Raw genomic sequence first — 24,978 nt, 5'->3', positions numbered from 1 at the left:
AAACGAGAACGCTGAGCTCAGACATCGAACCGCGACGTCCAGCAGTGCCGTCCGAGTGCGTCCACCGCACCTCGGCGCGAGTGCAAGGGGCACCACGCCATCTGGACGTGGGTCGTCGAGGTATCAGCCGGCGCGGCGAGCGCCGCTGCCCCGTCGCATGCCGTCGGAGCCGTTACACCGAGCACCATGCCGTCCTGACAGGGAAGGAACCCACTGTGCGCAAGCGCGCCATGAGCACACTGGCCGGAGCCGCCGCCTTCGCGGCCGTCATAGTCACCGCGCCCACAGCCACTGCCGAGCCCAACCCGCCGGGTTGCCCGAAGGGGTACTTCTGCGCCTACTCGGAGCCGGACCAGCGCGGCGCACTGCTGCTGGCGACAGACGGCAACTGGAAGGGCGAGATCCACAGCGTCGGCTCCGTGTTCAACAACGGGTACGTGGCCCCAGGCGCCGACCACATCCAACTCGTCTACGGCTACACCACGTCGGTCCGCAGGATCTGTCTGCACTACAACCCCGGCCCGGGCCAGTACAAGGCGAACATCATCTACGCGACGATCGGGGAGGCTACCTGGCGGGGCGAATGCTGAGCCGCTCGGCGGGAGTGACCGGTGCCGGGTACAGCAGACGGACGTCACCTGACCAGCGGGTACATATCTCCGGTCCCGCCGTGAGCTGTCACACCGCCGTCCTGCGTCGTGCCGTTCGGGCCGACATCGGGGACGGTTTCCTCCCAGTGCCTCTCCGCCAGACCATGACGGATCCGGGCCGTGCCAGCCATCCGATACGCGCGGATCAGCCGGCGGAGCACGGACAGAGAGCGGCCGTACGCCGTTCATAGGTCGCAACCAAGCCTGAACACGGAGTTCTCGAAAGGCGAAGCATGTCCTTGCAGAGAGTCGAAAATCGAAAGACGACGACACGGGCTCGGCTGACCTTGCGCGCGCTGCTGGGCGTCGCCCTCGCGTTCGGCCTGGCGGCGCTGACGCCGCTCCAGGCCCAGGCGGCTTCCAAGGAGAGTGCGTCGTACGGCACGTTGCCCAACGAGGGCCTGTACCCCGAGCAGACCTCGTGCTCGGGACGTTACTACCAGCCCAACGTGCCTGGCGGCGCGACGAAGACGGCGGTCTACGCCGGGCGGACCATCACCCTGAAGTACTTCTACAGCCCTGGCTGCGGCTCGTTCGCCCGCATCGAGAACGCGCCCCAGGGCTGTGCTGCGCACAGCAACCGCGACGGTTCCACGATCGTGTGGGTACTCGAGACGGTCGACCCGGGAATCGACTACGCCTACACCAAGGTGATCAACAACCTGGACGGCCGGCTGAGCAAGGCGGTGCTGTTCTGCAACGACCAGCGGCTGGCCGAGACCGCCTGGTACTAGATCGCCTGCCGCGCAGCCGCGCCGGAGTCGTGGCTCGAACACCACATCACGCCGCCGATCGCGATGAGGGGGCCGAGAGCGCCGAACCGCTCAGTGCGCGCTGACTTGTTGGCCGGCGGCATGGACCACAACAGGTCCATGCCGCCGACTGGTCGGACTGCACATCAGCGGACCCCGCCGAGAACCCGGGCTGCGGCGCGAGGAGGTCGCGCAACAGGGGCGCATGCAGGCGTCCGGCCCCGTTCTGGAAGCGATCGCCCGCGCCCTGCGACTGGACGAGGGCGAGCGCAGATACCTGTTCGACCTGGCCCGAGCAGCCGGCGCCACCCGGCGCGCACGTCGCTGCCGCAGGGATGTCGAGGTCTCGCCCTCCGTCCAGTGGATGCTCGACTCCATGGCGAAGTCGTCGGCCTTCGTACGCAACGGCCGCATGGAGGTCGTCGCCCACAACGCACTGTTCCGTGCTCTGCACGCGCCGATGTTCGACAACGACACCATCGACCGGCGCGGGCGGCCGAACATCGTCCGCTACCTCTTCCTCGATCCGGGCTGAGCCGGCCTCTTCGTGGACTGGCAGGCCGCCGCCGTGACCACCGTCGCGCTGATGCGCGCAGAAGCCGGGCGCGAACCCCGCGACCGGCCCCTGCGCGACCTCATCGGTGAACTGTCCACGCTCAGCCCCCAGTTCCGCACCCAATGGGCCGCCCACCGCGTCCGCATCCACCATCACGGCACCAAGCGGCTCCAACACCCCGTCGGTCAGGTCCGACGGATACGGCTAGGTGGGCTCTGCGGCTGACGGCTGTGTCGCTGCCCAACTGGCAAGGAGCCTGAGCCGGGCTTCGGAAGAGGTGCCGGGCTCGGCGGTATAGACGGTCAGGTCGTAGACCGCACGGTCGGACACAGGCAGGTCCATGGATCGGTACCCCAGTTCCAGGCGGCCGACGTCGGGGCAGTCTCCGACCGTCCGCTCGCCGCTTCTTATTAATGTGGCCAGCCATACTTTCTCTTGGATCGGCAAGAGCACCGTTCCGCTGACCTTCGTCCTCATGTCCGACCTCGCGGCCTGTCTGGCGGCCGCAGTCGACGCGGAGGCGGATAACGGTGAGCGCGCATCGACATCGGCTGGGACCGTCCGATCAGCATGCGCGAGATGGCCGACCTCATGGGCGACAGAGCCGGAACGAAGATCAGGGTGTGGGCCGTCCCTTCCGTCGTCGCCCGCGCCGTGGGAGCCGTCGCCGGCCGCTTCATGCCCCTGGTCAAGGACATGACCGCGATGTTCGCCTGGTTCGACACGGGCCGTTACGTCGCCGACCCCCGCCGCCAGGAGCAGCTGTTCGGCCCCGTCCCCACGGCCGAGGACGCCCTCGCCCGGTACACCGACGAGCTGGTCACGGCACCGGTGAAAGGTCCGCGTCCCGTCCCTCGCCGCCCGGCGGCCTGACCGGGACGCCTTGAGCCTGTCCCTCCCGAGGCCCTGCGAAGCCGGCTGCACCGGATGTCTTCCCTTGACGATCAGACGTCCGCAACTGACTCAGCGTTTGCTGGATGTCGACAGAAGATCGAGAGGTGCTGCGGCGAGCACCCCTCTGCGGGCCGCGGCGTGGCGACCCTGCGGGTCGTACTCGACAGGTAAGGAGCTGGCATGGACAAGCGTGCAGGGTCTGCAGGCGTCGCCTCTGCGACGATGCGAGCGGTCGTCGTCACTCGGCCCGGGGGCCTGGATGCCCTTCAGGTCACCACGGTGCCGATGCCCGAGCCGCAGCCCGGATGGGTGCGCATCAAGGTGAAGGCGTTCGGCGTCAACGAGTCCGAGGTCACCACCCGCAAGGGCGAGTCCGACGCGGAGGTCACCTACCCGCGCATCCCCGGCATCGAAGGCGTCGGTGTGGTCGATCAGGCCGACGAGGGCAGCGGGCTGCGCCCGGGCCAGCAGGTGGCGACGATGATGGGCGGCATGGGCCGGTCCTTCGACGGCTCGTACGCGCAGTACGTGACCGTCCCCGCGAGACAGGTCGTCCCGTTCGCCACGGAGCTCCCCTGGGAAGTGGCCGGCGCGCTGCCGGAGATGTTCCAGACCGCCTACGGCTCCCTCTCCACGGGCCTCGGTCTGCAGGCGGGGCAGACGCTGCTGATCCGCGGCGGCACCTCCACGGTCGGACTGAGCGCGGCCACGATCGCGAAGGACCTCGGAGCCACCGTGCTGTCCACCACTCGCAGCCCGGACCGGGCCGGGGAACTGCGGGCCATCGGCGTCGACCATCCACTGGTCGACAACGGCACCATCGCCGACCAGGTGCGCGAGCTGATGCCGGACGGCGTCGACGCCGTACTGGAACTGGTGGGCTGCTCGGTTCTCGCCGACACCTTCCGCACCGTCCGCCGCCACGGCACCGTCTGCTTCACCGGAGCCCTGGCAGGCCAGTGGACGATTCCCGACTTCACCCCGTTCATGATCCCCAGCGGGGTGGGGCTGACCAGCTACGCGGGCGGGGCCACCGACCTGCCCCCGCAGGTGTTCCAGCAGCACCTGCAAGACATCGCCGCCGGACGGCTCAAGGCCCCGGTCGCGAAGGTCTACCACGGCCTGGAGCAGGTTCGCGATGCCCAGGCAGACGTCGAGGTCGGCATGACGCCGGGCAAGCACGTGGTGCTCCTGGACGACTGAGAAGCACACCCATCCGCTGAGAAACACACACCCGCGTCGGCCGGAGCCGGCCGACCGAGGCATGCACGAAAGGCACTGCCATGGGCGTCAACAAGGAAGAAATCAGCAAGACCATCCTGGAACTGGAGAAGTCCTTCAACGAGCGGTGGAGCGTCGGCGACAACCGCGGCTACCTCGACAACTACGCCGAGGGCATCAGCTACTTCGACCCGATCGAAAAGGACCTGATCGTCGGCCGTGACGCGACCATCGCCCACATCGAGGCGATCTACTCCAACCCGCACATCGTGCGCAACGAGTACCTGAACCCCGTTGTGCATGTCAGCGACGGCGGTGACTTCGCGGTCCTGGCTTACAACCTGGACACCTACGTGCCCGACGGCAACGGCGACGAGCGGCAGCTGCGCGCCTGGAACGCCACCGAGGCGTACCGGCTGATCGGCGGCGAGTGGCGCATCGTGCACTCCAACTGGGCGTTCGCCCAGACCGCGACAGACGCGATCGCGTCCTGACCGGGGAACCCCCCTGGGCAAGCTCGTCGCGATCGCCGACGTCTGCGGCTCGGTCAGGTTCTCGCTCGCCCTCGGCGTGGTGCACGCAGTGGGCCCCGGCGGCGCGCAAGGCGGACGCATCACCGCTACCGGCACCCCGACCAGACCGTCGACAGCCCCGGCAGCGTCACCGCCCGCTACCTGCGCGAAGTGCTCGCACCCTCAGACCCGTCGAGCCGGCGATCGGTCGGCCGGGGGGAGCGCGGGCTTGTGCCGAGACCGCCTCACATGCCGGTCCTGGCTTCGCGGGCCGCGAAGGCGGCCGGGGTGAGACCGGTGTGGCCACGGAAGAAGCGGCCGAAGTTCGCGGGATCGGTGAACCCGAGATGCACGGCCACAGCCCGTGCGTCCCAACCGGCACCTCCCAGCAGACGCCGGGCTTCGAGCAGCCGCCGTTCGTCGATGACCTCACGCACCCCCTTGCCGACGGCGTCCCGGGCCGCGCGGCTCAGGGTACGAACCGAACATCCGAGCAGCTCGGCATAGTCCGCAGCCCGGTGAAGCTCCCGGAAGTGCAGCTCCAGGGCGTCCACGAACCGTGCGTACGTGTCCTTGCGGCCCGTGCCGTCCGCGGCCGCGCCGGCGGGGGTGACATCCGGGGAGTTGGCAAGGCGCAGCAGCAGCGATTCGAGCAGGCTGCGCCGCAGGGCGTGGTGGACATCGAGGCGGCGCCGCCCGAGTGCACGGTGTTCGTCCAGGAGTTGGAGCGCCGTCTGCCGCAGCCAGGCCGCGTCATCGGGGTGCGGGCTCAGTACGGCAGGGGCCTCGTGCGCGGTGAGCGGGGCCAGCAGACGGGCGGCATCGGACGTCAGCACGTCCGGCTCGAACAGGATGAACAAGCCGCGTACGGCACCCGGCGGATGCCAGCACTGCGCGTGCCCGGGACGTACCCACAGCCATTGCCCGCAGGTGACGGTCCGCGTGACGTGGTCGACGTCGTGGAGCAGCTCGCCCTCGGTGACGAGGATCAGGTAATGGAAGGTGGCACGGCCCGGCCGGGGCGGGTTCCACGGCCAGTCGTCGTGCTCGGCGAAGAAGTCCTCGACGGTGCTCACCTCAAGGCCGTACGGAGTGCCGACCGGGGGCTGGAAGCCGTACAGCGGAACCGCAGCCTGATCGGCCTGCTCGCTGCGTCCGACGCGTGCAGACTGCCTGGAGTGTCGCTTACTGACCATCACGTGTCCGCAGTTTACCCACTGTTTCGCTCGCGTCGCCGGAAAGGATGAAGAGCGCTGTCCGCGCCTTTGGCCGACGCCTCTGTCCGCCACCACCCGAGGAAGGGAACACTCATGAACGGATCGACCCTGCAGATGTTCGCCGCCGAGTGCGCGGAGGGACTTCCCGGGACCCGGCTGGAACATCCCTTCGGCCCGGACTGGGAGGTCTTCAAGGTAGGAGGCAAGGTGTTCATGCTGATGACCGAGGTTCCGGGGCGCCCCGTCGTGGTCCTCAAAGCGGACCCCGGCGAGGCCCACGCTCTGCGGGAGCAGTACAGCCACATCACCCCCGGCTACCACATGAACAAGAAGCACTGGATCACTGTGGAGGGCGGGACAGGCGTCGATCAGAAGCTCATCGGGGAACTCGTCACCGACTCCTACCTGCTCGTCGTAGCCCATCTGCCCAAAGCCGAGCGGCCCGTCGACCCGCGCACCTACGGCACCAGCACACGGGCGGCCCGGTGAGCGCGGCCGGTGACCGCCTCCAGGGCACCGCTCGACAGGCGGCGCTCGCCCTGCCCGACGTCAGCCAGGGCCGCCCCTTCACGCCGGGACTCGACGTGTACAAGGTCGCGGGCAAGGTGTTCCTGATCGTCACCGACGACCCGGACGACCAGATCATCACGGTCAAGTGCGAGCCCGAGCACGCGCGGGCACTGGAGCGCGGCTACGCGTCGATCACCCCGGGCCGCTATCTCGACAAGCGGCACTGGGTCTCGCTGGGGCCCGGGCGGGGCATCACGAAACAGCTGATCAACGATGCGGTCGAGCACTCGTACGACCTGGTCGTCGCCGGTCTGCCGCAAGGCGAGCGCCCGCATGGGCCGGCTTCCGACGCGGCGGCGACTGACAGCGAGTGAGATCGGCAGGGTGACCAGAGTCCTGATTGAGATGCCATCCGTTGGAACGGCGCCATCGCCTGATTCACCGATGGCGCCGTACCTGTTTCGGTGGCGGTGCGGCGCCCGCGACGTGCCCAAGGTGCCTGGGGCTGCGCCGCGGAAGGGTGGTGTCCCGCCGAGTGGCATCACGCGCTGCTGTCATACCCAGGCCGTCCCCGACATCGCGCACCGTGGTCTGCGTGAGCCGACCGCTCAGGTTCTTCGGGGACGGCAGGCGACCAGGCCGGTGGACGCGACGTTCGGGCGTGTGGTGCATGAGCCCGTGCGACGGCACCGGCCGGTCGCATCATGCCGTAGCGCGCCCTGTCCTGCTTGTCAGCGCCAGCCCAGTGCGGGAGCGACGTGCGTGAGGATGCTCTCGATCACGTGGGCGTTGTAGGCGACTCCGAGCTGGTTGGGCACGGTGAGGAGCAGCGTGTCGGCGGCGGCGACTGCTTCGTCCTCGGCGAGCTGTTTGACCAGCATGTCGGGCTCCGCGGCGTAGGAGCGGCCGAAGATGGCGCGGGTGTTGGCGTCGATGTAGCCGATCTGGTCCTTCGAGTTGGACTCGCGGCCGAAGTAGGCGCGGTCACGGTCGTCGACGAGGGCGAAGATGCTGCGGCTGACGGACACCCGCGGCCGGCGGGCGTGACCCGCCTTTTGCCAGGCGTCGTGGTAGGCCTCGATCTGCTTGCGCTGCTGGACGTGCAGCGGTTCGCCGCTCTCGTCGTCCTTGAGGGTGGAGCTCTGCAGGTTCATCCCGAGTGTGGCCGCCCACGCCGCGGTGGCGTTCGAGCTCGATCCCCACCAGATACGGTCCCTGAGGCCCTCGGAGTGCGGCTCGACGCGCAACAGTCCCGGCGGGTTGGAGAACATCGGATTGGGGTTGGGCTGCGCGAACCCCTCGCCCTTCAGCACATCGAGGAGGCGCTCGGTGTGGGCGCGTGCCATGTCGCCGTCGGTCATCCCCTCGGACGGCACATGCCCGAAGTGGCGCCAGCCGTCGATGACCTGTTCCGGGGATCCCCGGCTGAGGCCGAGCTGGAGCCGGCCACCGGAGATGAGGTCCGCTGCGCCCGCGTCCTCGGCCATGTACAGCGGGTTCTCGTAACGCATGTCGATCACGCCGGTGCCGATCTCGATCCGGCTGGTACGCGCGCCGATGGCAGCGAGCAGCGGGAACGGCGAGGCGTACTGCCGCGCGAAGTGATGGACCCGGAAGTACGCGCCGTCGGCGCCCAGCTCCTCCGCCGCGACTGCGAGGTCGATCGCCTGGAGGAGCGCATCCGCCGCGGAGCGTGTCTGCGAGTGCGGCGATGGCGTCCAGTGTCCGAAGGACAGGAACCCGATCTTTTTCATACCGCTTTCAACAATCAAGGTCGTCGTTCATTCCCGGCACCCACCGCGGTGGGGGGAAGCTCGAGCCGGGCTGGCCATTGGTCAATGAAGTCGGCATTCCCATGGCTCGATGTCCGGCTCCCCTGGAGGCAGCTCCCCGGTGCAGTACCGGTAGAGCCAGGCTGCGGCCCGGCGCTCCGCGTACTTCTCGTTGACCGGTTCTCCCTGCTCATCCAGTTCGAGGACGTTGGCGAAGATGGCGACGCAGATCTCCATCTGGGAAGGCGAGTCACGCAATTCCTCCCAGTAGTCGATGCCTTCCAGCATCGGGTGGCCCGCGGACCCCCGGGCGAGCCATCCGGCAAAGCGTCGGAGGGCTCCGGAAGCACCGTGACTGAGATGCGAAGGCATGCGAAGAATCTAGCTCCAGCCTTCCCAGGTTGATCGTTGGCCTCCGTGGTTCCTTCACGATCGCGCACGCGCCGGTCAACCAGCCTTATCCGCAAGGCCGTTGGGTAAGGGCCGGAGTGACGATCTGCCGCATGCGGGGCGCCCGTCGGTCATTCCCCGCTCGTTCACCGTTCATCTGTCGCCTTGATCCTCCACATACGCGGCGCGGTCGCGCGGCGGAAGGCAGCCGCAGAAGGCAGCGGCAACCAGGAGGCGTCATGGGGCACGGACATCACCACCACGGACACGATGACGATCACGGTCATGCGCACGAGGCGGCCTCCGCCCTGCCCGCGACCTTCGACCCCTCTGTGCCCGACGAGGCCCTCACGCCCGAGGAGCAGTCCCGCCGCACCCTGCTGCGCCGGGCCGGCCTGCTCGGCGCGGGACTGGCCGCCGGCAACGTCCTCGCCGCTGCCACGCCGGCCGCCGCCGCGCCCGCCGCCGGTTCCGCCGGCCGACGGTCCCACGGCTTGTTGTGGCTGGCCGGCGACCACCACATCCACACCCAGTACAGCAGCGACGGCAAGTACCGCGTCGTCGACCAGGTCCGCCAGGGCGCCCGGTACGGCTTGGACTGGATGGTCATCACCGACCACGGCAGCACCACGCACGCCAAGATCGGCGTCGACAAGGTGAACCCGGACATCAAGGAGGCCCGCGCCGCCTACAAGGACACGCTCGTCTTCCAGGGCCTGGAGTGGAACATCCCGGCCGCCGAGCACGGCACCGTCTTCGTGCACCCGGGCAAGAACGAGGTCGCCGTCCTCAAGCAGTTCGAGACCGATTACGACGGCAGTGTGAAGGGTGCGAGCGACTCCACGCCCGCCAACGAGGCGTTGGCCATCGCGGGCCTCAACTTCCTCGCCGAGCAGGTGCAGCGGCGCAAGGTGAAGGACGCTCTGATGCTCGCCAACCACCCGGCTCGGCGCGGTGTCGACTCCCCGCACGAGATCCGGGGCTGGCGGGACGCGACCGGCTCGGGCCGCCAGATAGCCGTCGGCTTCGAGGGCGCCCCCGGCCACCAGGCCGCCGGCCTGCCCGCGCCCCTCGGCATGGCCCGCGCCCGCGGCATCTACGACAACAGCCCCAGCGCCGGCTCCTTTGCGGGCTACCCGCTGGAGAGCTACCGCACCTGGGGCGGCTTCGACTGGATGACCGCCACGGTCGGCGGACTCTGGGACAGTCTCCTCGCCGAGGGCAAGCCGTGGTGGATCACCGCCAACAGCGACAGCCACCAGGTGTACGGCGACACCGCCGTGCGGGGACCCGGCGGGGACTTCACCGTCAACGGGCGGCACGAGGACCCCGTCTACGGCGGCAAGATCGACATCACCCAGGGCGACTACTGGCCCGGCCAGTACAGCCGTACGCATGTCGGCGCCGACGGCTTCTCCTACGCCGCCGTCATGGACGGCATCCGTGGAGGTCGCGTCTGGGTCGACCACGGACAGCTCCTCAGCGGCCTGGACGCCCGAGTGTCGGGCGGCGGACGCTGGGCCACGTTGGGCGGCGCCCTGCACGTGAAGAAGGGCACGAACGTCACGCTGACGGTCGACGTGGTGCTCGCCGACGGCCCCAACTGGGCCGGATACGTCCCGAAGCTGGCGCGCGTGGACGTCATCCAGGGCGGTGTCACGGGACCGGTCGCGGACAAGGACACGTTCACCGCACCGACGGCGAAGGTGGTCCGCTCGTACGAGGTGGACGAGTCCTCCGGCGTCGTCCGGCTCACCCACCAGCTCGGCCGCGTGGACCGCCCGCTGTATGTCCGTCTGCGCGGCAGCGACGGCAACCGGACCGCCGTCGGAGCGATGGGCGCGGCGGTCGACCCGGCGGGCCCCGCGATCGACGTCGTGGGCGACGCCGACCCGTGGCTCGACCTGTGGTTCTACTCCAACCCGATCTGGGTCCTGCCGTCGTGACGCGGTACGCCCTCACAGTGGACCCCGGGGTCCGCGATCTGCGTGCGGCCGATCACCTGCTCCAGGAGGTGGCCGCCGAACTCGCCCTGACTGAAGGCGTGTTCGGCTGTACGCACCTGGTGCGGGGAGACCGCCCGCGTGTCGCCCTCTCTCTCGCGGTGCCGTCCGAGCCGCTCCTGCGCACCGTCAAGGAGCGGCTCACGGACCGGGGCCACGAGGTGCGGGACGGTCTGCCCGACCCGGTGGGCCGTGCGGTGCTCTACCCCGGGGCCGCCGCCCTCACCGGCACGCTGACGGTCACGGAGCTGCTCTCGCGCTCCGCGATCGACCGCGTGACGGTACTGGGCGTCCACGGCCCACCGGCTCCCGGCACGTTGCTGGTGACGCGCGACCACGTGCGCCCGCAATGGGAGGGCGGCGAGCTCGTGCTGACGGCCATGCCGGCGGCTGGGGGAGCCCTCGTCCCGTTCGAGGTGCCGGAACCGACCCCGTGCTGCGCGGACCACTGACAGCCCGCGCCATGCCCCAGGTGAGCGGCCTGGTTCCAGAAGCGTTTCGACTCATCGATAGCCTGCGTCATCATGATGCGCGCTTGGATCCTGCCGATGCTGCTTGTGCTCTGCGGCTCAGCCGTCGCGACTGAGCTGATCTCCGAGGGGAGCCTCGCCACAGCCTCAGCTCTCCTGCTGGCGTTCCTCGCGCTCGCCGGTGTCAACTCGCCCCTGATCTACCCGAGGTCGATCGGTGCGGAGGAGGCAGAACGCCGCAGCGCGGTCGACGGTCGCCCTGTCGTCTTCTGGCGGCCAGGGTGCACGTACTGCATGCGACTGCGCATCCGGCTGGGCCGCAGCGCCCGCCAGTTGCACTGGGTCAACATCTGGCGCGACCCGGCAGGAGCCGCAGCGGTGAGGGCAGCCAACAATGGCAACGAGACCGTGCCGACCGTCGTCGTGGCGGGTCGTCCACACACCAACCCCGACCCTGCATGGGTACGCGAACAGGTCTCCTCTTCCGCGTGATCAGAACGGCGCCCTGGCGCAGAAGGGCTGACGGCGGGGCCACCCCCTGATGCCCCTCGCGCACTGCATCTGGGCGGCCTGTACGTCTTCGCTGGCCCGCACGATTCGGGCCTGGCGGTGTGCCGCCTCTGGCCGGGTGCCTGCCGCCTTCGCGGCTCAGGCCGCGGGCCAGAACTGGGCGAGATACTGCTCGATGCCCTCTGCCAGGTCTTCCTCGTCGTACTCTGCCATGGCGGCACGGCCGGTGCACACCACCCGCACCGACCAGGTGCTGGAGTGATCGGCGAGGGGGATCCGGTCGGGCATCGGACCGCCTGCCACGGATCGCTGGCGCAGCTGTCCCGAGGACGGAAGCGCGGCAAGGAGGGTCCCGCGCTGGAATCCCTCGGGAAACCGCACCGGCACGTGGCGGTCGTCGGCGTCCTGCAGTGCGAAGCCACCGAAGTCGACGTCGACGTCGTACTCCCGGCGGCTGGTCAACTCGGCCACGTTCTACCTCCTGCCACCTCATCGCCCGCAGACGCTACCGCTGATCATGGCTTGCAGCGGGGCGAGCCGTCAGCATCCGTCGACCCCGCGCCCGATGTCCTGCGGGACGGTCACCGGTCTCGGGGCTTTGTCGGCGAAGGCGAGCGATCGCGAAGCCGCTGGTCCCTCCGTCGAAGGTGTCCGCGAGGCCCGTCACGACCCGTTGCCGACCGGTGCCCACAGCCCCGCGCGGCGTATTCTGCGCTCGTGGAGCTGCGCTTCGAGATACGTCGGTCCAACTCGCCGTGGGTCGACAGCGTATGGACCTGCACCAGCGAGCAGGTCACGGCGATGACATCCGTGGCGGTGGTGCGCTGGGGCCTGGTGTTCTGGGAGCAGGACGGCCGTTCCTACGCGGCCGTCACCGGCCCCGAGACCCGGACCAGCACGGCACCGGTCCCGGAGGGCGCTGTCTTCACCGGCATCGACTTCGCCGTGGGCACCTCGCTTCGGGCCCTGCCCACGCCGGAGCTGGTCGACGGCGGCGTCGAGCTCCCCGACACCACACGCCGGACGTTCCTGCTGGACGGCGCGCGCTGGGAGACCCCGGGCGCCGATGACGCCGAGGCCTTGGTGGAGCGGCTGGTCAAGTCCGGGATCGTGGTGCGTGACCTGCTCGTCGCCGATGTCCTGCGAGGCCACGAGCCGGACGTGTCGGGACGGACCGTCGAACGCCGTTTCCGGGCCGCCACCGGCCTGACGCGGGGCGCCGTCCGGCAGATCGAGCGGGCCCGTACCGCGGCGGAGCTGCTGGCGGCCGGCGATACGGCCGCCGACGTCGTCGCCAAGCTCGAGTACTTCGACGAGCCGCACCTCGCCCGGGCGCTGCGCACCTACGTGGGACGCACCGTCGGACAACTGCGGGACGGCATCGGCGGGGCGATCGCGCTCGACCTGGATCAGCGCTTGACGTCGTAGATCAGCTTCATGATCCCGTTGGAGTAGCTCTCCGACTCCCGCAGCGACAGCATCTGCTTGTCGGAGTCGGCCCGGTGGAACAGGCTCTTGCCGGCGCCGAGCAGGACGGGGAAGACGAGCAGGTTGTACTGGTCGATCAGGCCCGCCTCCGACAGCCGGCGCGCCAGTTCCGCGCTTCCGTGGATGTAGATGGAGCCGCCCTCGCTCTCCTTGAGCTTTGCGATGTCCTCCGTCGTGCGCAGGATCGTCGTCGGCCCCCACCCATCGACGAGGGCATCGTCCGACAGCGTGCTCGACACCACGTACTTGGGCAGCTCCTTGTAGGAGGCGTGGTCCTCCGAGGCGGGCCAGACCGACGCGAAGGCCTCGTAACTGCGGCGGCCGAACATCAGCGCCGTGGTGTCGGAAAGTTCCTCGCCCTTCAGCGCCCAGGCCTCCGGGACGAACTCCAGGTCCTTCACCACCCAGCCGCCACTGCGGTGCCCTTCCTCAGGTCCTCCGGGTGAGTCCAGAACGCCGTCGAGCGACATGAATCCGGTGTAGACCAAGGTACGCATCTGCTGTCTCCTCATCACGGGCCGAGTTTCTGGGACGAGGTTAGATCGCGGCGGGGGCGGGGGTCTTGGACGGAAACGACATCGAGTGGGTGACGGCTCCGGGACGCCGTGTCTGCCCTGTGGCGGTGCAGCCGCTTTGGCGCTACGCGATGACCGTCCGGCCGGCGGCACTGGCGCGGCCGACTTGGCGTACTCGCTCTGAGAAGCCGTGGTCGTATCCGTGATCCGGAAGGCATGACAGCCACCTGCGAGGCCGGCCGACGTCCTGCGACCGCTGGGACCCTGCCCAACAGGGGGCCTGCGCTGCGTTGGCCGCGCCTCTGGTGCTGTGGCAGAGGGACGTTGTTGCTGGGCGTCTGTGGTCAGCCGGTGGGCCGCGGCGACGCGGTGCGCGGGCGGTGGGCCCGGATGTCCACGGGACGTCCGTCGGGGTCCCGGGCCGTCATCGTCCACTGGGTGGGCAGTGTCTCGATCGGCCCGACCGGCCACCCGGCGGCCAGGATGTGCGCCCGGACCTCACACAGTCGCTCGTGGGATCCCACGCGCAGCCCCCATCCTGCCTTCTGGAGTGGGTCGAGACCGGTCGCGGGGACGGTGGCGGTCTCGACGATCATGAGATGGTCGTCTCCGCCCACATCGAGAACCGCGATGCGCGGATCAGAAGAGGTTGCGGCGCGTTCGAAGGCGAGCGCCGCGCCGAGCAGCTGCGTGTAGTAGGCCACGAGCCGGTCGAGGTCGGGGGTGGACAGCGTCAGGTGGTTGATTCCGAAGAGTCCGGGCATGGTTGGCCCACTGTACTGGGGCCCTGAAGGGGAGTGGAGTGGTCAAAGGGCCGCTGCCCACGCTTCCTGACGGTGCATCAGGTCAGATACCGACCGAAAATCGCCTGGCTGTCAGGAGTGAAGGTCCACTGCTGCAGGGTCCGCCGCAGCTCGGACTCGCTGAGCCATCCATGCCAGGCCACTTCTCCCCGATCGGGGGCGCCGATCTCGGGAAGCACGGCATCGCACACCCCGAGCCAGTGAGGGCTGAGCCCGCCCCGGTTGAGGAACTTGAACCGAAGGCAGACCGTCGCCCGCACCCCCAGCTCCTCACTGAGTTCGCGGGCAGCCGCCTGCTCATAGGACTCGCCGACTCCCGCAGCGCCCCCGACACCGAGTTCGTAGTGCCCTGGGAAACGGGACAACTGCTCGGCACGCCGATGGACGAGAAAGCGACCTTGCCCATCGCGGCACACCACCACGCCCACCCGATGCAGCCAGCCCTCCCGGACGGCCTCCCTCCGGCTGACCACTCCCAGCGCTCGGTCCTGAGCATCGACACGTTCCACGAATTCATCCACGACGCACACGGTCCCAGACACCACTGACACCCGACCGAAATGCCCAGAGGGCCAGGCCATCAGCCCCGTCGGGCGAACTCCAACACTCCGGACGAAAGGTCACGCTGTGCGTGGCCCCGGGCAGGGTCGGCACCTGGGCGTGCCCGGCGCCGGCGCGCCCCACGTTCCAGGGGCTGCTGCAACGGTGGACGGACTGAGGGCATTCCGTCCCGTCCGTCGAGATCAGGCCGGATACGGCAGCTCGGCCTCCGGCGTGCCGACGGGCCAGGTGTGCACGGTGGCGTGCGGGCCACCGATCCGCAGCTGCCACGCGTGCGGGCTGTCGGTGCTCACGTGCAGGCGGTCGCCCCGGCGGCGCAGGTGGAAGCGTGCCGTCTCACCGGGGCCGTCGGTGTTGGGGATCACCACGGTGCGCTCGGCGCCGTCGGCGAAGGCATGCACCCGCAGTTCGACGCCGTCCGCCCAGGCGGAGACCGGGTGCTGGTCCTCGGCGCCCAGCGCGATGACCGAGTCCGGGCGGGCCAGCAGCGGCAGGGTGTGGAAGTCGTGCCGCTCACGGGCCCAGCTGGGGCCGGTGACCTGAGCGCCCGTCAGCACATTGGTCCAGGTGCCCTCCGGTACGTAGTACTCGACGGTGCCGTCGTCGGTGAAGACCGGGGCGACGAGCAGATCGTCGCCGAGCATGTACTGCCGGTCGAGGGTGGCGGCGGCCGGGTCGTCGGGGAACTCCAGCACCATGGCGCGCATCACCGGAACACCAGTGGTGTGCGCCTGCTGCGCGGCACGCTGGAGGTACGGGGCGAGGCGGTGCTTGAGCAGGGTGAACTCGCGGGTGACGTCGACGGCCTCCTCGCCGTAGTCCCACGGCACGCGGTACGACTTGCTGCCGTGCAGGCGGCTGTGCGAGGAGAGCAGCCCGAACTGCACCCAGCGCTTGAACACGGTTGCGGTCGGGGTGCCCTCGAAGCCGCCGATGTCATGGCTCCAGAAACCGAAGCCGGACAGACCGAGAGAGAGTCCGCCGCGCAGCGACTCGGCCATGGCTCTGAAGTGGGACTCGCAGTCGCCGCCCCAGTGGACCGGGTACTGCTGGCCGCCCGCCGTGGCGGAGCGGGCGAACAGCAGCGCCTCGCCCTCACCCCGCTCGGCGCGCAGCAGTTCGAAGACGGCCTGGTTGAAGAGGTGGGTGTAGTAGTTGTGCATCCGCTCGGGGTCGGAGCCGTCGTGCCAGACGACGTCGGTGGGGATGCGCTCGCCGAAGTCGGTCTTGAAGCAGTCCACGCCCTGGTCGAGCAGCGTCTTCAGTTTGCCGGTGTACCAGTCGCGCGCAGCCGGGTTGGTGAAGTCCACCAGAGCCATGCCGGGCTGCCAAAGATCCCACTGCCACACGCTGCCGTCCGGGCGCCGGACCAGGTAGCCCTCGCGCATGCCCTCCTCGAACAGCGCCGACTTCTGCGCGATGTACGGATTGATCCAGACGGAGACCCGCAGCCCCTGCTGCCGGAGCCTGCTCAGCATGCCGGCCGGGTCGGGGAAGGTGTCGGAGTCCCAGGCGAAGTCGCACCACTGGTAGCCGCGCATCCAGAAGCAGTCGAAGTGGAAGACGCTCAGCGGGATGCCGCGCTCGGTCATGCCGTCGATGAAACGAGCCACCGTGGCCTCGTCGTAATCGGTCGTGAACGACGTGGTCAGCCACAGGCCCAGGGCCCAGGCGGGCGGCAGCGCCGGGCGGCCGGTGAGCGCGGTGTAGCGCTCCAGGACCTGCTTCGGGGTCGGCCCGTAGACGATGAAGTACTCCAGCGACTGGTCCTCGACGCTGAACTGGACCTGTCCGACGCTCTCCGAGCCGACCTCGTAACTGACCTTGCCGGGGTGGTTCACGAAAACGCCGTACCCACGGTTGGTCAGGTGGAAGGGGATGTTCTTGTACGCCTGTTCGCTGCTGGTGCCACCATCGGCCTGCCAGATGTCCACTGTCTGCCCGTTCTTGACGAACGGCGTGAATCGCTCACCCAGCCCGTAGACCAGTTCCCCCACGTCCAGGGCGAGTTGGCCGACCATGTGGTGACGGCCCTCGGCGTCGGTGACGAAACCGGTGCCGCGCTCGCCGGCGGAGGTCAGGACGCGCCCACCGGCGGTGAACTCCAGCCGCCATGGCTGCTCCGTGTCCACCCGCAGCGTCAGTTCACCGGACGTCAGCTCCCGTACCGCGCCGTCCTGGTGCACCTTGCCGGCCTCCGCATCGGCACCGGACAGCGCGAACTCCGGCCCTCGGCGCACCGATCCGGCATGGTGGGTGGTCCGTACGCCGATGATCCCCTCGGCCGGGGACCAGCACTCCACGGTCAGCAGCGGGCTGTTGAGGGTCTGCCCGCGCCGGCTCACGTGCTTAACGGGTGCGTACAGGGTCAGCCGGTGGTCCTCGGCGCGGACGTCAGCGACCTCGGCCGCGTAGCGGGCGGTGCAGCCCGGACGCATCAGCCAGTATCCGTCCGTGAACTTCATCGGGCGGCTTCCTCCGTCCGCGCGCGGTGCGCGCTGATCAGGCCCCGGTACCAGTGGTAGCTGTCCTTCGGGGTGCGGTTCTGGGTGTCGTAGTCGATGTGGACCAGTCCGAAGCGCTGGTCGTAACCGCGCGCCCACTCGAAGTTGTCGAGCAGTGACCAGGCGTAGTAGCCGCGTACGTCGACGCCGGCGGCGATGGCGTCGGCCACGGCGGCGAGGTGGTCGGTCAGGTAGCGGATGCGGTCGGGGTCGTGGACGAGGCCGTCGGGTGAGACCGTGTCGGCCTCCGCGGAGCCGTTCTCGGTGATCCAGATCGGGGGCAGGTGCGGGTAGCGGGCGTCGAGGTCACGGAGCAGTTCCGTGAACGCGGACGGAACGACCGGCCAGCCCATGGTGGTGTGCCGGGTGCCGTACGGGTCCAGTTCGGCAACGCCCACGTCCACGGCGGTGCGCTGCTGGGGGTCGGCCACCTGATGGGGCGCGTCGGTCACGGTGAGGGGCCGGTAGAAGTTGATGCCCAGGAAGTCCAGCGGGGCGCCGATCAGGTCCAGGTCGCCGGGCAGGCGCCAGGGGCCGTCGGCGAGTCCGGCCCAGGTCTCGTCCTCATGGAGGGGGTAGCGGCCGGCGAGGAGCGGTTCCGTCCAGATGTCGTTGTGCAGGGTCTCGGCGCGACGCAGGGCGGCGCGGTCCTCGGGCCGGTCGGAGGCGGCGTGGATACGGTCGAGGTTGAGGGTGATGCCGATCTCCCGGGCGCCCGCGGCGCGCAGCGCGGGTACGGCGAGGCCGTGGGCGACCAGCAGGTGGTGAGAGGCGGCCAGCGCGCCGCGGCCCTCTTGGGCGCCGGGCGCGTGCCGTCCCTCGGCGTAGCCGACGAAGGCGGAGCAGTAGGGCTCGTTGAGGGTGATCCAGCGTTCCACCCGGTCCCCGTAACGCTCGGCGGCGAGGGCCGCGTACTGCGCGAAGGCCTCGGCGGTCTCCCTGACGCGCCAGCCACCGCGGTCTTCCAGGGCTTGGGGCAGGTCCCAGTGATAGAGCGTGACGGCGGGTGCGACACCGGCGGCCAGCAACTCGTCGATCAGCCGGTCGTAGAAATCCAGGCCCTTGGCGTTGACCGGCCCGGTGCCCTCGGGCAGCAGGCGGGGCCAGGCGATCGAGAACCGGTAGCCGTCGACGCCCAGCCCGCGCAGCAGGCCGATGTCCTCGCGGTGGCGGTGGTAGTGGTCGCAGGCGGTGTCGCCGGTGGCGCCGCCGAGGGTGCGGCCGGGGGTGTGGCTGAAGGTGTCCCAGATGGAGGGGCCGCGGCCGTCCTGATCGTGGGCCCCCTCGATCTGGTAGGCGGCGGTCGCGGCTCCGAAGCGGAAGCCGGCGGGGAGGAAAGCACCCACGGAGGGACACCTCCACAAGAAGGAGAAGGGTCAGATGGTGAAGCGCTTCGACGCTGTCATCGTCCAAGATGTCATGTCAATGCCCTGCCAAGGAAGAGGGTTTCCTCGACTCGCTCCCCTAGTTCCGTCCGAAATTCCTCATTAGCGTTCATCTTCGATTGAAGCGCTTCGACTGCTCCGCGTCCTCGTCCCGGCCGCCGGGATCCACACGTCTCCCAAGGGCTTCGAATGACTGCCGATCTGCCCGCGCGCGTCCTGTTCGGCGCCGCCTACTACCACGAGTACGCGAGCGCGGCATCTCCGTCGTCCTCGGAACTCCGACGTACGCGGTGCCGCCCTGGCTCGCCCGGCAGTATCCGGAGACAGCCTCCGAGGACGCGGCCGGAAAGCCCGCGGCGTGGGGCGGCCGACAGGACGTGGACTACACCCACCCCGCGTTCCGCTTCCACGCGGAGCGCGTGATCCGCCGGATCGTCGCCCGGCACGCCTCGCACCCATCTGCGGCAGCGCTACGGCGATATGGAGAACCTCAATCGCGAGTGGGGTCTGACGTACTGGTCGCACCGGCTGAGCACCTGGGCGGACCTGTGGAGGCCGGAGGGCAATGCCCAGCCCCAGTACGACCTGGCAGGCGTTCGAGGCGCGGCAGACCACCGAGTTCATCACGTGGCAGGCCGGCATCGTGCGCGAGTACGCCCGGCCCGGCCAGTTCGTCACCATGTGCCTCGCCTACGCGGTTTTCCCGGCCTGGAGGACGACGAGCTCACCGACAGCCTGGACGTCACTGCGGGCAACCCGTACTACGACATGCAGGACAGCCTCACCATGCCCGAGCCGCCGCACGAGAAGCTGCCGGGGCAATGGATGGCGTACGGGGCATGGGCGCTGCACCACAGCGCCGACCGGATCTACTCCTCGCGCCAGGAACCGTTCCTGATCACGGAGACCAACGCCCAGGCCATCGGCGGCACGTCCGACAACCGGCCCGCCTTCGACGGGCAGTGGCGGCAGGCGGCGTGGGCGCTGGTCGCGCGGAGCCCGCATGATCGAGTACTGGCACTGGCACACGCTGCACTTCGGCACCGAGACGTACTGGGGCGGAATCCTCCCGCACAGCGGACAACCGGGGCGCGCGTACCGCGAACTCGCCCGGCCGGGCGTTGAGTTCGAGCGTGCCGGAGATCTGGTCGCCGGGCTCACACCGGACGCGGACATCGCGATGGTGTACTCGGCGCCGAGCAAGTGGCTGATGCGCAAGTACCCGCCGCTGGCGGACCCGGACGGTGGGCCGGACGCGCACGCGTACGAGGGGATCTTCGAACCGTTCTACCGGGGGGCGTTCGAGGCGGGACGGCAGGTACGCATCCTGCACTCCCGCCCGTTGCACGACCCAAGCGGTGAACGCCCTCGCGTCGCACCGGAGTTGGCAGCCGAACGGCACCCCGTGCTCATCGCACCGGGGCTGTACGTGGCCGACGACGGGACGCTCGACCGGCTCGGCGCCTACGCGCAGGCGGGCGGCCACCTCGTCCTCGTCCCCGCACCGGCTACGGCGACCACGAGGCGCGGGCCCGCCACGAGGTGACACCGGCGCGACTGGTGAGGGCCGCAGGCGTCCGGTACGACGAGTTCAGCAACCTGCACACCGACCTGCCGCTTCGCACCGCACCGGACGGCTCGCTCCAGCTGCCGGGCGACGCGGTGGCCACCCGGTGGGCGGAGGGTCTGGCCGTCGAGGACGCCGACGTGCTGGCCGAGTACGACCACCCGTACTTCGGGCGCTGGCCCGCCGTCACCACCCGACGCCACGGCGCGGGCCGCGTCACGTGCGTGGGCACCGCCCCGACGGTCGGCGCGTCCATGTCGTTCACAACTGGAGCTGGCAGCCGGCCACCGCCCAGGCCCCGGCGGACCTGACCGACGCCCTGGACGCCAGCGCGGTCCCGGCCGGAACGCCCGTGCGGCTCGGTGCCCGGGATGTCCGCGTCCTCGCCGCCGCACCGGGGCCTGCCGCACAGGACCGGTGACACCGGCCCCCAGTGAGCGAAGGAACCGAGCTACGGGAGCCCGGCCAGCACGCGGTCCGGCGTCAGGGGGAGTTCGCGGTACCGGACACCGGTGGCGTGGTGGACGGCGTTGCCGATGGCCGCAGCCGTTCCCACGATCCCGATCTCGCCGATGCCCTTGCTGCCCATCGGGTTGAGATGGGGATCGTCCTCGTCGATCCAATGGGCCTCGACGGTGGGCACGTCGGCATGGGCGGGTACGTGGTAGGCGGCCAGGTCCGCCTCGGTGAAGTCGCCGAACGCGGCGTCCATGGTGCTGCCCTCGGTCAGGGCCATGCCCAGGCCCATCGTCATGCCGCCGATGAACTGGGAGCGGGCGGTACGGGCGTTGAGTATGTGCCCCGCCGCGTACACGCCCAACAGGCGGCGGACCCGGACCTCCCCGGTGACCGTGTCGACGCTGACCTCGGCGAAGTGGGCGCCGAAGGCGTGCCGCGAGTAGTCGCTGTCGGCGTCCGCGTTGCCTTCCGTGTCGGCGCTCGCGGTGAGGCCCGGCTCGGGCAGGGATCCCGTGTGTTCGGCGAGAACCGTGCGCAACCGTGTGCACGCCAGGTGGACCGCCCAGCCCCACGAGGCGGTGCCCGAGGAGCCGCCGGCCAGTGATGCCGACGGCAGGTCACTGTTCCCGATCTCGGTACGGACCCGCTCCAGCGGGACACCGAGGGCATCGGCGGCGACCTGCGCGAGGACCGTGCGGGCACCGGTGCCGATGTCGGTCGCGTTGACCCGCACGACGAAGCTTCCGTCCGGCCGCGCCTGCGCGCTGGCGGTGGAGGGCTGGATCAGCACGGGATACATCGCGGCCGCCACCCCCGATCCCAGCAGCAGGGGGCCCGCGGAACGGGTGCCCGGCCGCGGATCCCGGTGCGACCAGTCGAAGCGCCGGGCGCCCTCACGCAGACACTCGACGAGGTGCCGGCTGCTGAACGGTTTGCCGCTGTCCGGTTCGGTGTCCGGCTCGTTCGCGATGCGCAGCTCGACGGGGTCCATCCCGAGTGCCACGGCGAGTTCGTCCATGGCCGATTCCAGGGCGTACATGCCCGGTGCCTCGCCGGGCGCGCGCATCCAGGACGGGCTGGGAACGTCCAGCGGTACGACACGGTGGCCGGTGCGGCTGTTCGGCGCGGCATACATGATGCGGGCGGGCACAGCTGCCTGTTCGACGAACTCCTTGATGCGGGATGTGTGCGTGGTGACCTCGTGCCGGAGCGAGGTGAGGGAACCCTGTTCGGTGGCGCCGAGGCGGAGGCGGTGCAGGGTGGGCGCGCGATGGCCGACGAGGGCGGGCAGGAGGCGGCGGGGCAGGGCAACGGTGACAGGTCGTCCGGTCTGCCGTGCCGCCATCGCGGCGAGCACCACGTGGGGGCGTGGGGTGCCCTTGGATCCGAAGCCGCCGCCGACATGCTCGGACATGACGGTGACCCGGTCCTCGGGAAGCCGGAACAGCGCGGCGAGTGTGGCTCGTACGACCGTGGCGCCCTGGCTCGAGTCGTGCACGACGAGCCGGTCGTCGTCCCAGTGGGCGGTGGCCGCGTGCGGTTCCATGGGGTGGTTGTGCAGCGGCGGCACCCGATAGTCGGCGTCGACGCGGACCGCGGCGGCTGTGAACGCGCCCTCGGGATCGCCCTGTTCCCGCTGGGCCGGGTAGCCACCGTTGGCCTCGTCGGGGACGTACGCTCCCGGATGGTTCTCGGTGAGAGTCACGTCATGGTCCCGTGCGGCGTACTCGACACGCACCGCCGCGGCACCGGACCGGGCCGCTTCCAGCGTCTCCGCGACGACCAGGGCGACCGGCCAACCGCGGTGCGGAACTCGGGAGTTCTGCAGGACGGCGAGTGTGGGGTCGTCGGGGTCGGCGAGCCGGGGAGCGTTCTCGTGGGTGAGTACGGTCAGGACCCCGGGAAGCCGCAGGGCCTCGCCGGTGTCGATCGTGCGGACCGAACCACTTGCGATGGCGGCTGCCACGGGCCACGCGTGGACCCGGCCGGAGACGGGATGTTCGGCGGCATATCGGGCCGCGCCAGTGACCTTGTCACGGCCCTCCCGGCGCTCGGCGGGCGCGCCCAGCGCGGTGTCGGTGTCGGCCATGGAGTCCTCCTGGGGCTGCCAGTGGCGAGTCGGCTGTCAGGTGCTGGCCGGCGGCGCCAGCCTGGTCAGGACGTCGAGGGCGAGACTGCGGGCCAGACGCACTTTGAAGGCGTTGTCCCGCAGGGGCTGGGCGGCGGAGAGTTCGAGGTCCACGGCACGCTCGAAGGCGGCGGTCGTGGGCGCGGCGCCCAGCAGGGCGTCCTCCGCGCGCCGGGCGCGCCAGGGCCGGTGGGCCAGCGCGCCGAAAGCGATCCCGGCGTGCTGGACGACGCCGTCGCCGATGTGCAGGACCGCGGCGACCGAGGCGAGGGCGAAGGCGTACGAGGCGCGGTCGCGGGCCTTGCGGTAGAGGGACGGCAGCCCGGCCGCGGCGGCCGGTAGGACGACCGCGGTGATGAGTTCGCCGGGGCGGATCTCGGTGTCACGCTCAGGGTGGTCACCGGGCAGCCGATGGAACTCGGCGGCGGGGACGGAGCGTTCGCCGTCAATCCCGTACAACTCGACGCGTGCGTCGAGGGCGGACAGGGCTACGGCCATGTCGGAGGGATGCGTGGCGACGCACTGCGGCGAATGCCCCAGTACCGCGTGGTCGCGATGGACGCCGTCCCGGGCGCCGCAGCCGCTGCCCGGCTCGCGTTTGTTGCAGGGTTTGGCGGTGTCCTGGAAATAGGGGCAGCGGGTGCGCTGGAGAAGGTTGCCGCCCGTGGTGGCGATGTTGCGCAGTTGCCCGGAGGCGCCCGCGAGCAGCGCCTGTGAGAGCGCCGGGTAGCGGTCACGGACCAGAGGGTGGGCCGCGAGGTCGCTGTTGCGGACGGTGGCCCCGATCCGCAGCCCGCCGTCGGGCAGCGCCTCCACCGAGTCCAGGGGCAGCCGGCTGACGTCGACGAGGGTGGCCGGCTCTTCCACGCCGAGCTTCATCAGATCGACGAGATTGGTGCCGCCGCCGAGATACCGTGCGCCGGGATGCGAGGCGTACGCGTCGGCCGCCTCCTCGGCGCTGCCCGCGCGGATGTATCCGAAGGGCTTCACGAGATCACGTCCTGGACGGCTTCGACGATGTGCGGGTAGGCGCCGCAGCGGCAGAGGTTGCCGCTGAGCCGCTCACGGATCTCGTCCGCGCCCAGCGGTACGGGCTGTCCGGAGGGGGTGGCGGGGTCGGTGACGTGGGAGGGATGGCCGGCCGCCGCCTCGGCGACCGCGCCCAGGGCGCTGCAGATCTGTCCTGGGGTGCAGTAGCCGCACTGAAAGGCGTCGCGGTCCAGGAAGGCGCGCTGGAGCGGATGGAGGTCCTCGCCGTCCCCCGAGAGTCCTTCGACGGTCGTGATGTCGCCGCCGTCCAGGGCGACGGCGGGCAGCAGGCAGCTGTTGGCACGGCGGCCGTCGACCAGGACCGTGCATGCGCCGCACTGGCCGTGGTCACAGCCCTTCTTGGCGCCGATGAGGTCGAGGTCCTCACGCAGCACGTCCAGCAGAACGGAACGGTGGTCGACGGTGAGCGTGTGCGGCTTGCCGTTCACCCGCAGAGTGACGTCCGAGTGATGGCTGCCGGATGAGGCGGAGGTAGCGCGCGCGGCGTCGGAATCCATAGAGACCTCCCGTACGTAAAGGCCGTGGGGACACGGCGTTCGAAAAAGGGGGGCACGAGAGCTACAGCAAGGTGTCGTCCTCGTCCGGGACACGGTGGACGGCGGCCTCTTCCGCGGAGGCCGCGCCGCCGTCGATGCCGATGTCGTCGGCGATCATGTCCTTCTCGGCGTCCTCGCGCGCGCCTTCGTCCTCAGCCACGAGGAGGCCCGCCCGGTCCGCACCCACCTCCGCGTCCAGCGGGTCCCCCTGCCCGCCCGGAAGGTCCCCTACGAGATCGTCCGCGCCGGGCTCCTCCAGCGCCGGATCCGTACGCTCCTCGGCCAGCCTCTGGTCCAGACTCTCGCCCTCGTGCTGCTCACGACCGGTGGTGCCCAGATGGTCCACGGCGAGCGGACGCTCGGGAGGTGACCAGCCTTCGTCGTAGGGGTCGCTGACCCGGTCACTGAGCGTGTCCTCCGGATCCAGGACGCCCTCGTCCTCACGGTCGTCGGTGCCTTGGGGCTGGTAGACCTCGTCACCCATGACGTCGTCGTTCTGGCTTCCCATGGCGCACATACCTTCCG

General features: G+C 70.0%; 26 protein-coding genes and 2 pseudogenes. 14 read left to right on the top strand and 14 right to left on the bottom strand.

Annotated elements, in window-relative coordinates:
- Positions 1 to 215 precede the first annotated feature (215 nt).
- The 3 genes and pseudogenes from ACIOHP_RS30605 to ACIOHP_RS30595 all read left to right on the top strand — a co-directional run bounded on the left by ACIOHP_RS30605 (position 216) and on the right by ACIOHP_RS30595 (position 2,183).
- Positions 216 to 590 (top strand): peptidase inhibitor family I36 protein, encoded by a 375-nt coding sequence (locus tag ACIOHP_RS30605; protein ID WP_361556491.1) that lies wholly within the window; start codon positions 216 to 218, stop codon positions 588 to 590.
- Between the two features lie 293 nt (positions 591 to 883).
- Positions 884 to 1,384, top strand: a complete 501-nt coding sequence (locus tag ACIOHP_RS30600) for a hypothetical protein (RefSeq protein ID WP_361556494.1) — start codon at positions 884 to 886, stop codon at positions 1,382 to 1,384.
- A gap of 223 nt (positions 1,385 to 1,607) precedes the next feature.
- A pseudogene (locus ACIOHP_RS30595) lies at positions 1,608 to 2,183 on the top strand (hypothetical protein).
- Here the strand turns inward: ACIOHP_RS30595 and ACIOHP_RS30590 are convergent.
- A complete protein-coding gene (locus ACIOHP_RS30590; RefSeq protein WP_401892490.1) occupies positions 2,163 to 2,435 on the bottom strand; it encodes a hypothetical protein in 273 nt (90 codons plus the stop codon). The pseudogene ACIOHP_RS30595 and the gene ACIOHP_RS30590 overlap by 21 nt on opposite strands.
- 102 nt (positions 2,436 to 2,537) lie before the next feature.
- On the opposite strand from ACIOHP_RS30590, the gene ACIOHP_RS30585 reads away from it, so the two are divergent.
- The 3 genes from ACIOHP_RS30585 (at position 2,538) to ACIOHP_RS30575 (ending at position 4,567) form a co-directional block, all read left to right on the top strand.
- A complete protein-coding gene (locus ACIOHP_RS30585) occupies positions 2,538 to 2,831 on the top strand; it encodes a hypothetical protein (protein WP_401892489.1) in 294 nt (97 codons plus the stop codon).
- A gap of 243 nt (positions 2,832 to 3,074) precedes the next feature.
- Positions 3,075 to 4,055 carry an alcohol dehydrogenase catalytic domain-containing protein gene (locus tag ACIOHP_RS30580; protein WP_401892924.1) on the top strand — a complete coding sequence of 327 codons (981 nt, stop codon included), beginning with the start codon at positions 3,075 to 3,077 and terminating at the stop codon, positions 4,053 to 4,055.
- Between the two features lie 80 nt (positions 4,056 to 4,135).
- Positions 4,136 to 4,567: a YybH family protein gene (locus tag ACIOHP_RS30575; RefSeq protein WP_401892487.1), complete on the top strand. Its 432-nt coding sequence runs from the start codon at positions 4,136 to 4,138 to the stop codon at positions 4,565 to 4,567.
- Positions 4,568 to 4,830: 263 nt separating this feature from the next.
- Here ACIOHP_RS30575 and ACIOHP_RS30570 read toward each other — a convergent pair whose 3' ends face one another.
- A complete protein-coding gene (locus ACIOHP_RS30570; RefSeq protein ID WP_401892485.1) occupies positions 4,831 to 5,661 on the bottom strand; it encodes a helix-turn-helix domain-containing protein in 831 nt (276 codons plus the stop codon).
- Positions 5,662 to 5,895: 234 nt separating this feature from the next.
- On the opposite strand from ACIOHP_RS30570, the gene ACIOHP_RS30565 reads away from it, so the two are divergent.
- Entirely contained in the window at positions 5,896 to 6,291 is a 396-nt protein-coding gene (locus tag ACIOHP_RS30565; RefSeq protein WP_401892483.1) for an MmcQ/YjbR family DNA-binding protein, read from the top strand.
- A complete protein-coding gene (locus tag ACIOHP_RS30560) occupies positions 6,288 to 6,686 on the top strand; it encodes an MmcQ/YjbR family DNA-binding protein (protein ID WP_401892480.1) in 399 nt (132 codons plus the stop codon). Before ACIOHP_RS30565 ends, ACIOHP_RS30560 begins: the two co-directional genes overlap by 4 nt.
- 357 nt (positions 6,687 to 7,043) lie before the next feature.
- Here the strand turns inward: ACIOHP_RS30560 and ACIOHP_RS30555 are convergent, their stop codons facing one another.
- Positions 7,044 to 8,066 carry an LLM class flavin-dependent oxidoreductase gene (locus tag ACIOHP_RS30555; RefSeq protein ID WP_401892477.1) on the bottom strand — a complete coding sequence of 341 codons (1,023 nt, stop codon included), beginning with the start codon at positions 8,064 to 8,066 and terminating at the stop codon, positions 7,044 to 7,046.
- 81 nt (positions 8,067 to 8,147) lie between these two features.
- Positions 8,148 to 8,456: a hypothetical protein gene (locus ACIOHP_RS30550; RefSeq protein WP_401892475.1), complete on the bottom strand. Its 309-nt coding sequence runs from the start codon at positions 8,454 to 8,456 to the stop codon at positions 8,148 to 8,150.
- Positions 8,457 to 8,713: 257 nt separating this feature from the next.
- Between ACIOHP_RS30550 and ACIOHP_RS30545 the strand changes: the two genes are divergently transcribed.
- The 3 genes from ACIOHP_RS30545 to ACIOHP_RS30535 all read left to right on the top strand — a co-directional run bounded on the left by ACIOHP_RS30545 (position 8,714) and on the right by ACIOHP_RS30535 (position 11,439).
- Entirely contained in the window at positions 8,714 to 10,420 is a 1,707-nt protein-coding gene (locus ACIOHP_RS30545) for a PHP domain-containing protein (protein ID WP_401892474.1), read from the top strand.
- The gene (locus ACIOHP_RS30540; RefSeq protein ID WP_401892472.1) at positions 10,417 to 10,929 is read left to right on the top strand and encodes a hypothetical protein; all 513 of its coding nucleotides are present in this window, start codon (positions 10,417 to 10,419) and stop codon (positions 10,927 to 10,929) included. Before ACIOHP_RS30545 ends, ACIOHP_RS30540 begins: the two co-directional genes overlap by 4 nt.
- A gap of 72 nt (positions 10,930 to 11,001) precedes the next feature.
- On the top strand, positions 11,002 to 11,439 hold the full coding sequence (locus ACIOHP_RS30535) for a glutaredoxin domain-containing protein (RefSeq protein WP_401892469.1): 438 nt from the start codon (positions 11,002 to 11,004) through the stop codon (positions 11,437 to 11,439).
- 156 nt (positions 11,440 to 11,595) lie between these two features.
- Here ACIOHP_RS30535 and ACIOHP_RS30530 read toward each other — a convergent pair whose 3' ends face one another.
- Positions 11,596 to 11,928, bottom strand: coding sequence for a hypothetical protein (locus tag ACIOHP_RS30530; protein WP_401892468.1), 333 nt, complete (start codon positions 11,926 to 11,928; stop codon positions 11,596 to 11,598).
- Positions 11,929 to 12,174: 246 nt separating this feature from the next.
- Here ACIOHP_RS30530 and ACIOHP_RS30525 point away from each other — a divergent pair, with 246 nt between their 5' ends.
- On the top strand, positions 12,175 to 12,885 hold the full coding sequence (locus ACIOHP_RS30525; protein ID WP_401892465.1) for a helix-turn-helix domain-containing protein: 711 nt from the start codon (positions 12,175 to 12,177) through the stop codon (positions 12,883 to 12,885).
- Here ACIOHP_RS30525 and ACIOHP_RS30520 read toward each other — a convergent pair.
- The 5 genes from ACIOHP_RS30520 to ACIOHP_RS30500 form a co-directional block, all read right to left on the bottom strand.
- Entirely contained in the window at positions 12,867 to 13,442 is a 576-nt protein-coding gene (locus tag ACIOHP_RS30520; RefSeq protein WP_361556517.1) for a dihydrofolate reductase family protein, read from the bottom strand. The two genes, ACIOHP_RS30525 and ACIOHP_RS30520, sit on opposite strands and share 19 nt — an antisense overlap.
- Before the next feature lie 362 nt (positions 13,443 to 13,804).
- Positions 13,805 to 14,224, bottom strand: coding sequence for a VOC family protein (locus tag ACIOHP_RS30515; protein WP_401892463.1), 420 nt, complete (start codon positions 14,222 to 14,224; stop codon positions 13,805 to 13,807).
- Between the two features lie 77 nt (positions 14,225 to 14,301).
- Entirely contained in the window at positions 14,302 to 14,844 is a 543-nt protein-coding gene (locus ACIOHP_RS30510) for an NUDIX domain-containing protein (RefSeq protein WP_401892462.1), read from the bottom strand.
- A 162-nt stretch (positions 14,845 to 15,006) separates the two neighbouring features.
- On the bottom strand, positions 15,007 to 17,289 hold the full coding sequence (gene yicI / locus ACIOHP_RS30505; protein ID WP_401892460.1) for an alpha-xylosidase: 2,283 nt from the start codon (positions 17,287 to 17,289) through the stop codon (positions 15,007 to 15,009).
- On the bottom strand, positions 17,286 to 18,674 hold the full coding sequence (locus tag ACIOHP_RS30500; RefSeq protein ID WP_401892459.1) for a GH1 family beta-glucosidase: 1,389 nt from the start codon (positions 18,672 to 18,674) through the stop codon (positions 17,286 to 17,288). The genes yicI and ACIOHP_RS30500 overlap by 4 nt, the downstream gene beginning before the upstream one ends.
- A gap of 329 nt (positions 18,675 to 19,003) precedes the next feature.
- Between ACIOHP_RS30500 and ACIOHP_RS30495 the strand changes: the two are divergent.
- Both ACIOHP_RS30495 and ACIOHP_RS30490 read left to right on the top strand, forming a co-directional pair.
- Positions 19,004 to 20,259: pseudogene (locus tag ACIOHP_RS30495) on the top strand (beta-galactosidase).
- Positions 20,260 to 20,273: 14 nt separating this feature from the next.
- On the top strand, positions 20,274 to 20,591 hold the full coding sequence (locus ACIOHP_RS30490; protein WP_401892458.1) for a beta-galactosidase trimerization domain-containing protein: 318 nt from the start codon (positions 20,274 to 20,276) through the stop codon (positions 20,589 to 20,591).
- 140 nt (positions 20,592 to 20,731) lie between these two features.
- Here the strand turns inward: ACIOHP_RS30490 and ACIOHP_RS30485 are convergent, their stop codons facing one another.
- The 4 genes from ACIOHP_RS30485 to ACIOHP_RS30470 all read right to left on the bottom strand — a co-directional run bounded on the left by ACIOHP_RS30485 (position 20,732) and on the right by ACIOHP_RS30470 (position 24,961).
- Entirely contained in the window at positions 20,732 to 22,828 is a 2,097-nt protein-coding gene (locus tag ACIOHP_RS30485) for a xanthine dehydrogenase family protein molybdopterin-binding subunit (protein ID WP_401892456.1), read from the bottom strand.
- A gap of 36 nt (positions 22,829 to 22,864) precedes the next feature.
- On the bottom strand, positions 22,865 to 23,857 hold the full coding sequence (locus tag ACIOHP_RS30480) for an FAD binding domain-containing protein (protein WP_401892454.1): 993 nt from the start codon (positions 23,855 to 23,857) through the stop codon (positions 22,865 to 22,867).
- The gene (locus ACIOHP_RS30475; RefSeq protein ID WP_401892452.1) at positions 23,854 to 24,414 is read right to left on the bottom strand and encodes a 2Fe-2S iron-sulfur cluster-binding protein; all 561 of its coding nucleotides are present in this window, start codon (positions 24,412 to 24,414) and stop codon (positions 23,854 to 23,856) included. Before ACIOHP_RS30475 ends, ACIOHP_RS30480 begins: the two co-directional genes overlap by 4 nt.
- 61 nt (positions 24,415 to 24,475) lie before the next feature.
- Positions 24,476 to 24,961 (bottom strand): DUF5709 domain-containing protein, encoded by a 486-nt coding sequence (locus tag ACIOHP_RS30470; protein WP_401892449.1) that lies wholly within the window; start codon positions 24,959 to 24,961, stop codon positions 24,476 to 24,478.
- Positions 24,962 to 24,978 lie beyond the last annotated feature (17 nt).

The organism is Streptomyces sp. NPDC087859 (assembly GCF_044742595.1).
Lineage (GTDB): Bacteria > Actinomycetota > Actinomycetes > Streptomycetales > Streptomycetaceae > Streptomyces > Streptomyces canus_F.
Note: the sequence above shows the minus strand (reverse complement) of the source record. Positions and strands in the feature narration are given on the sequence as shown.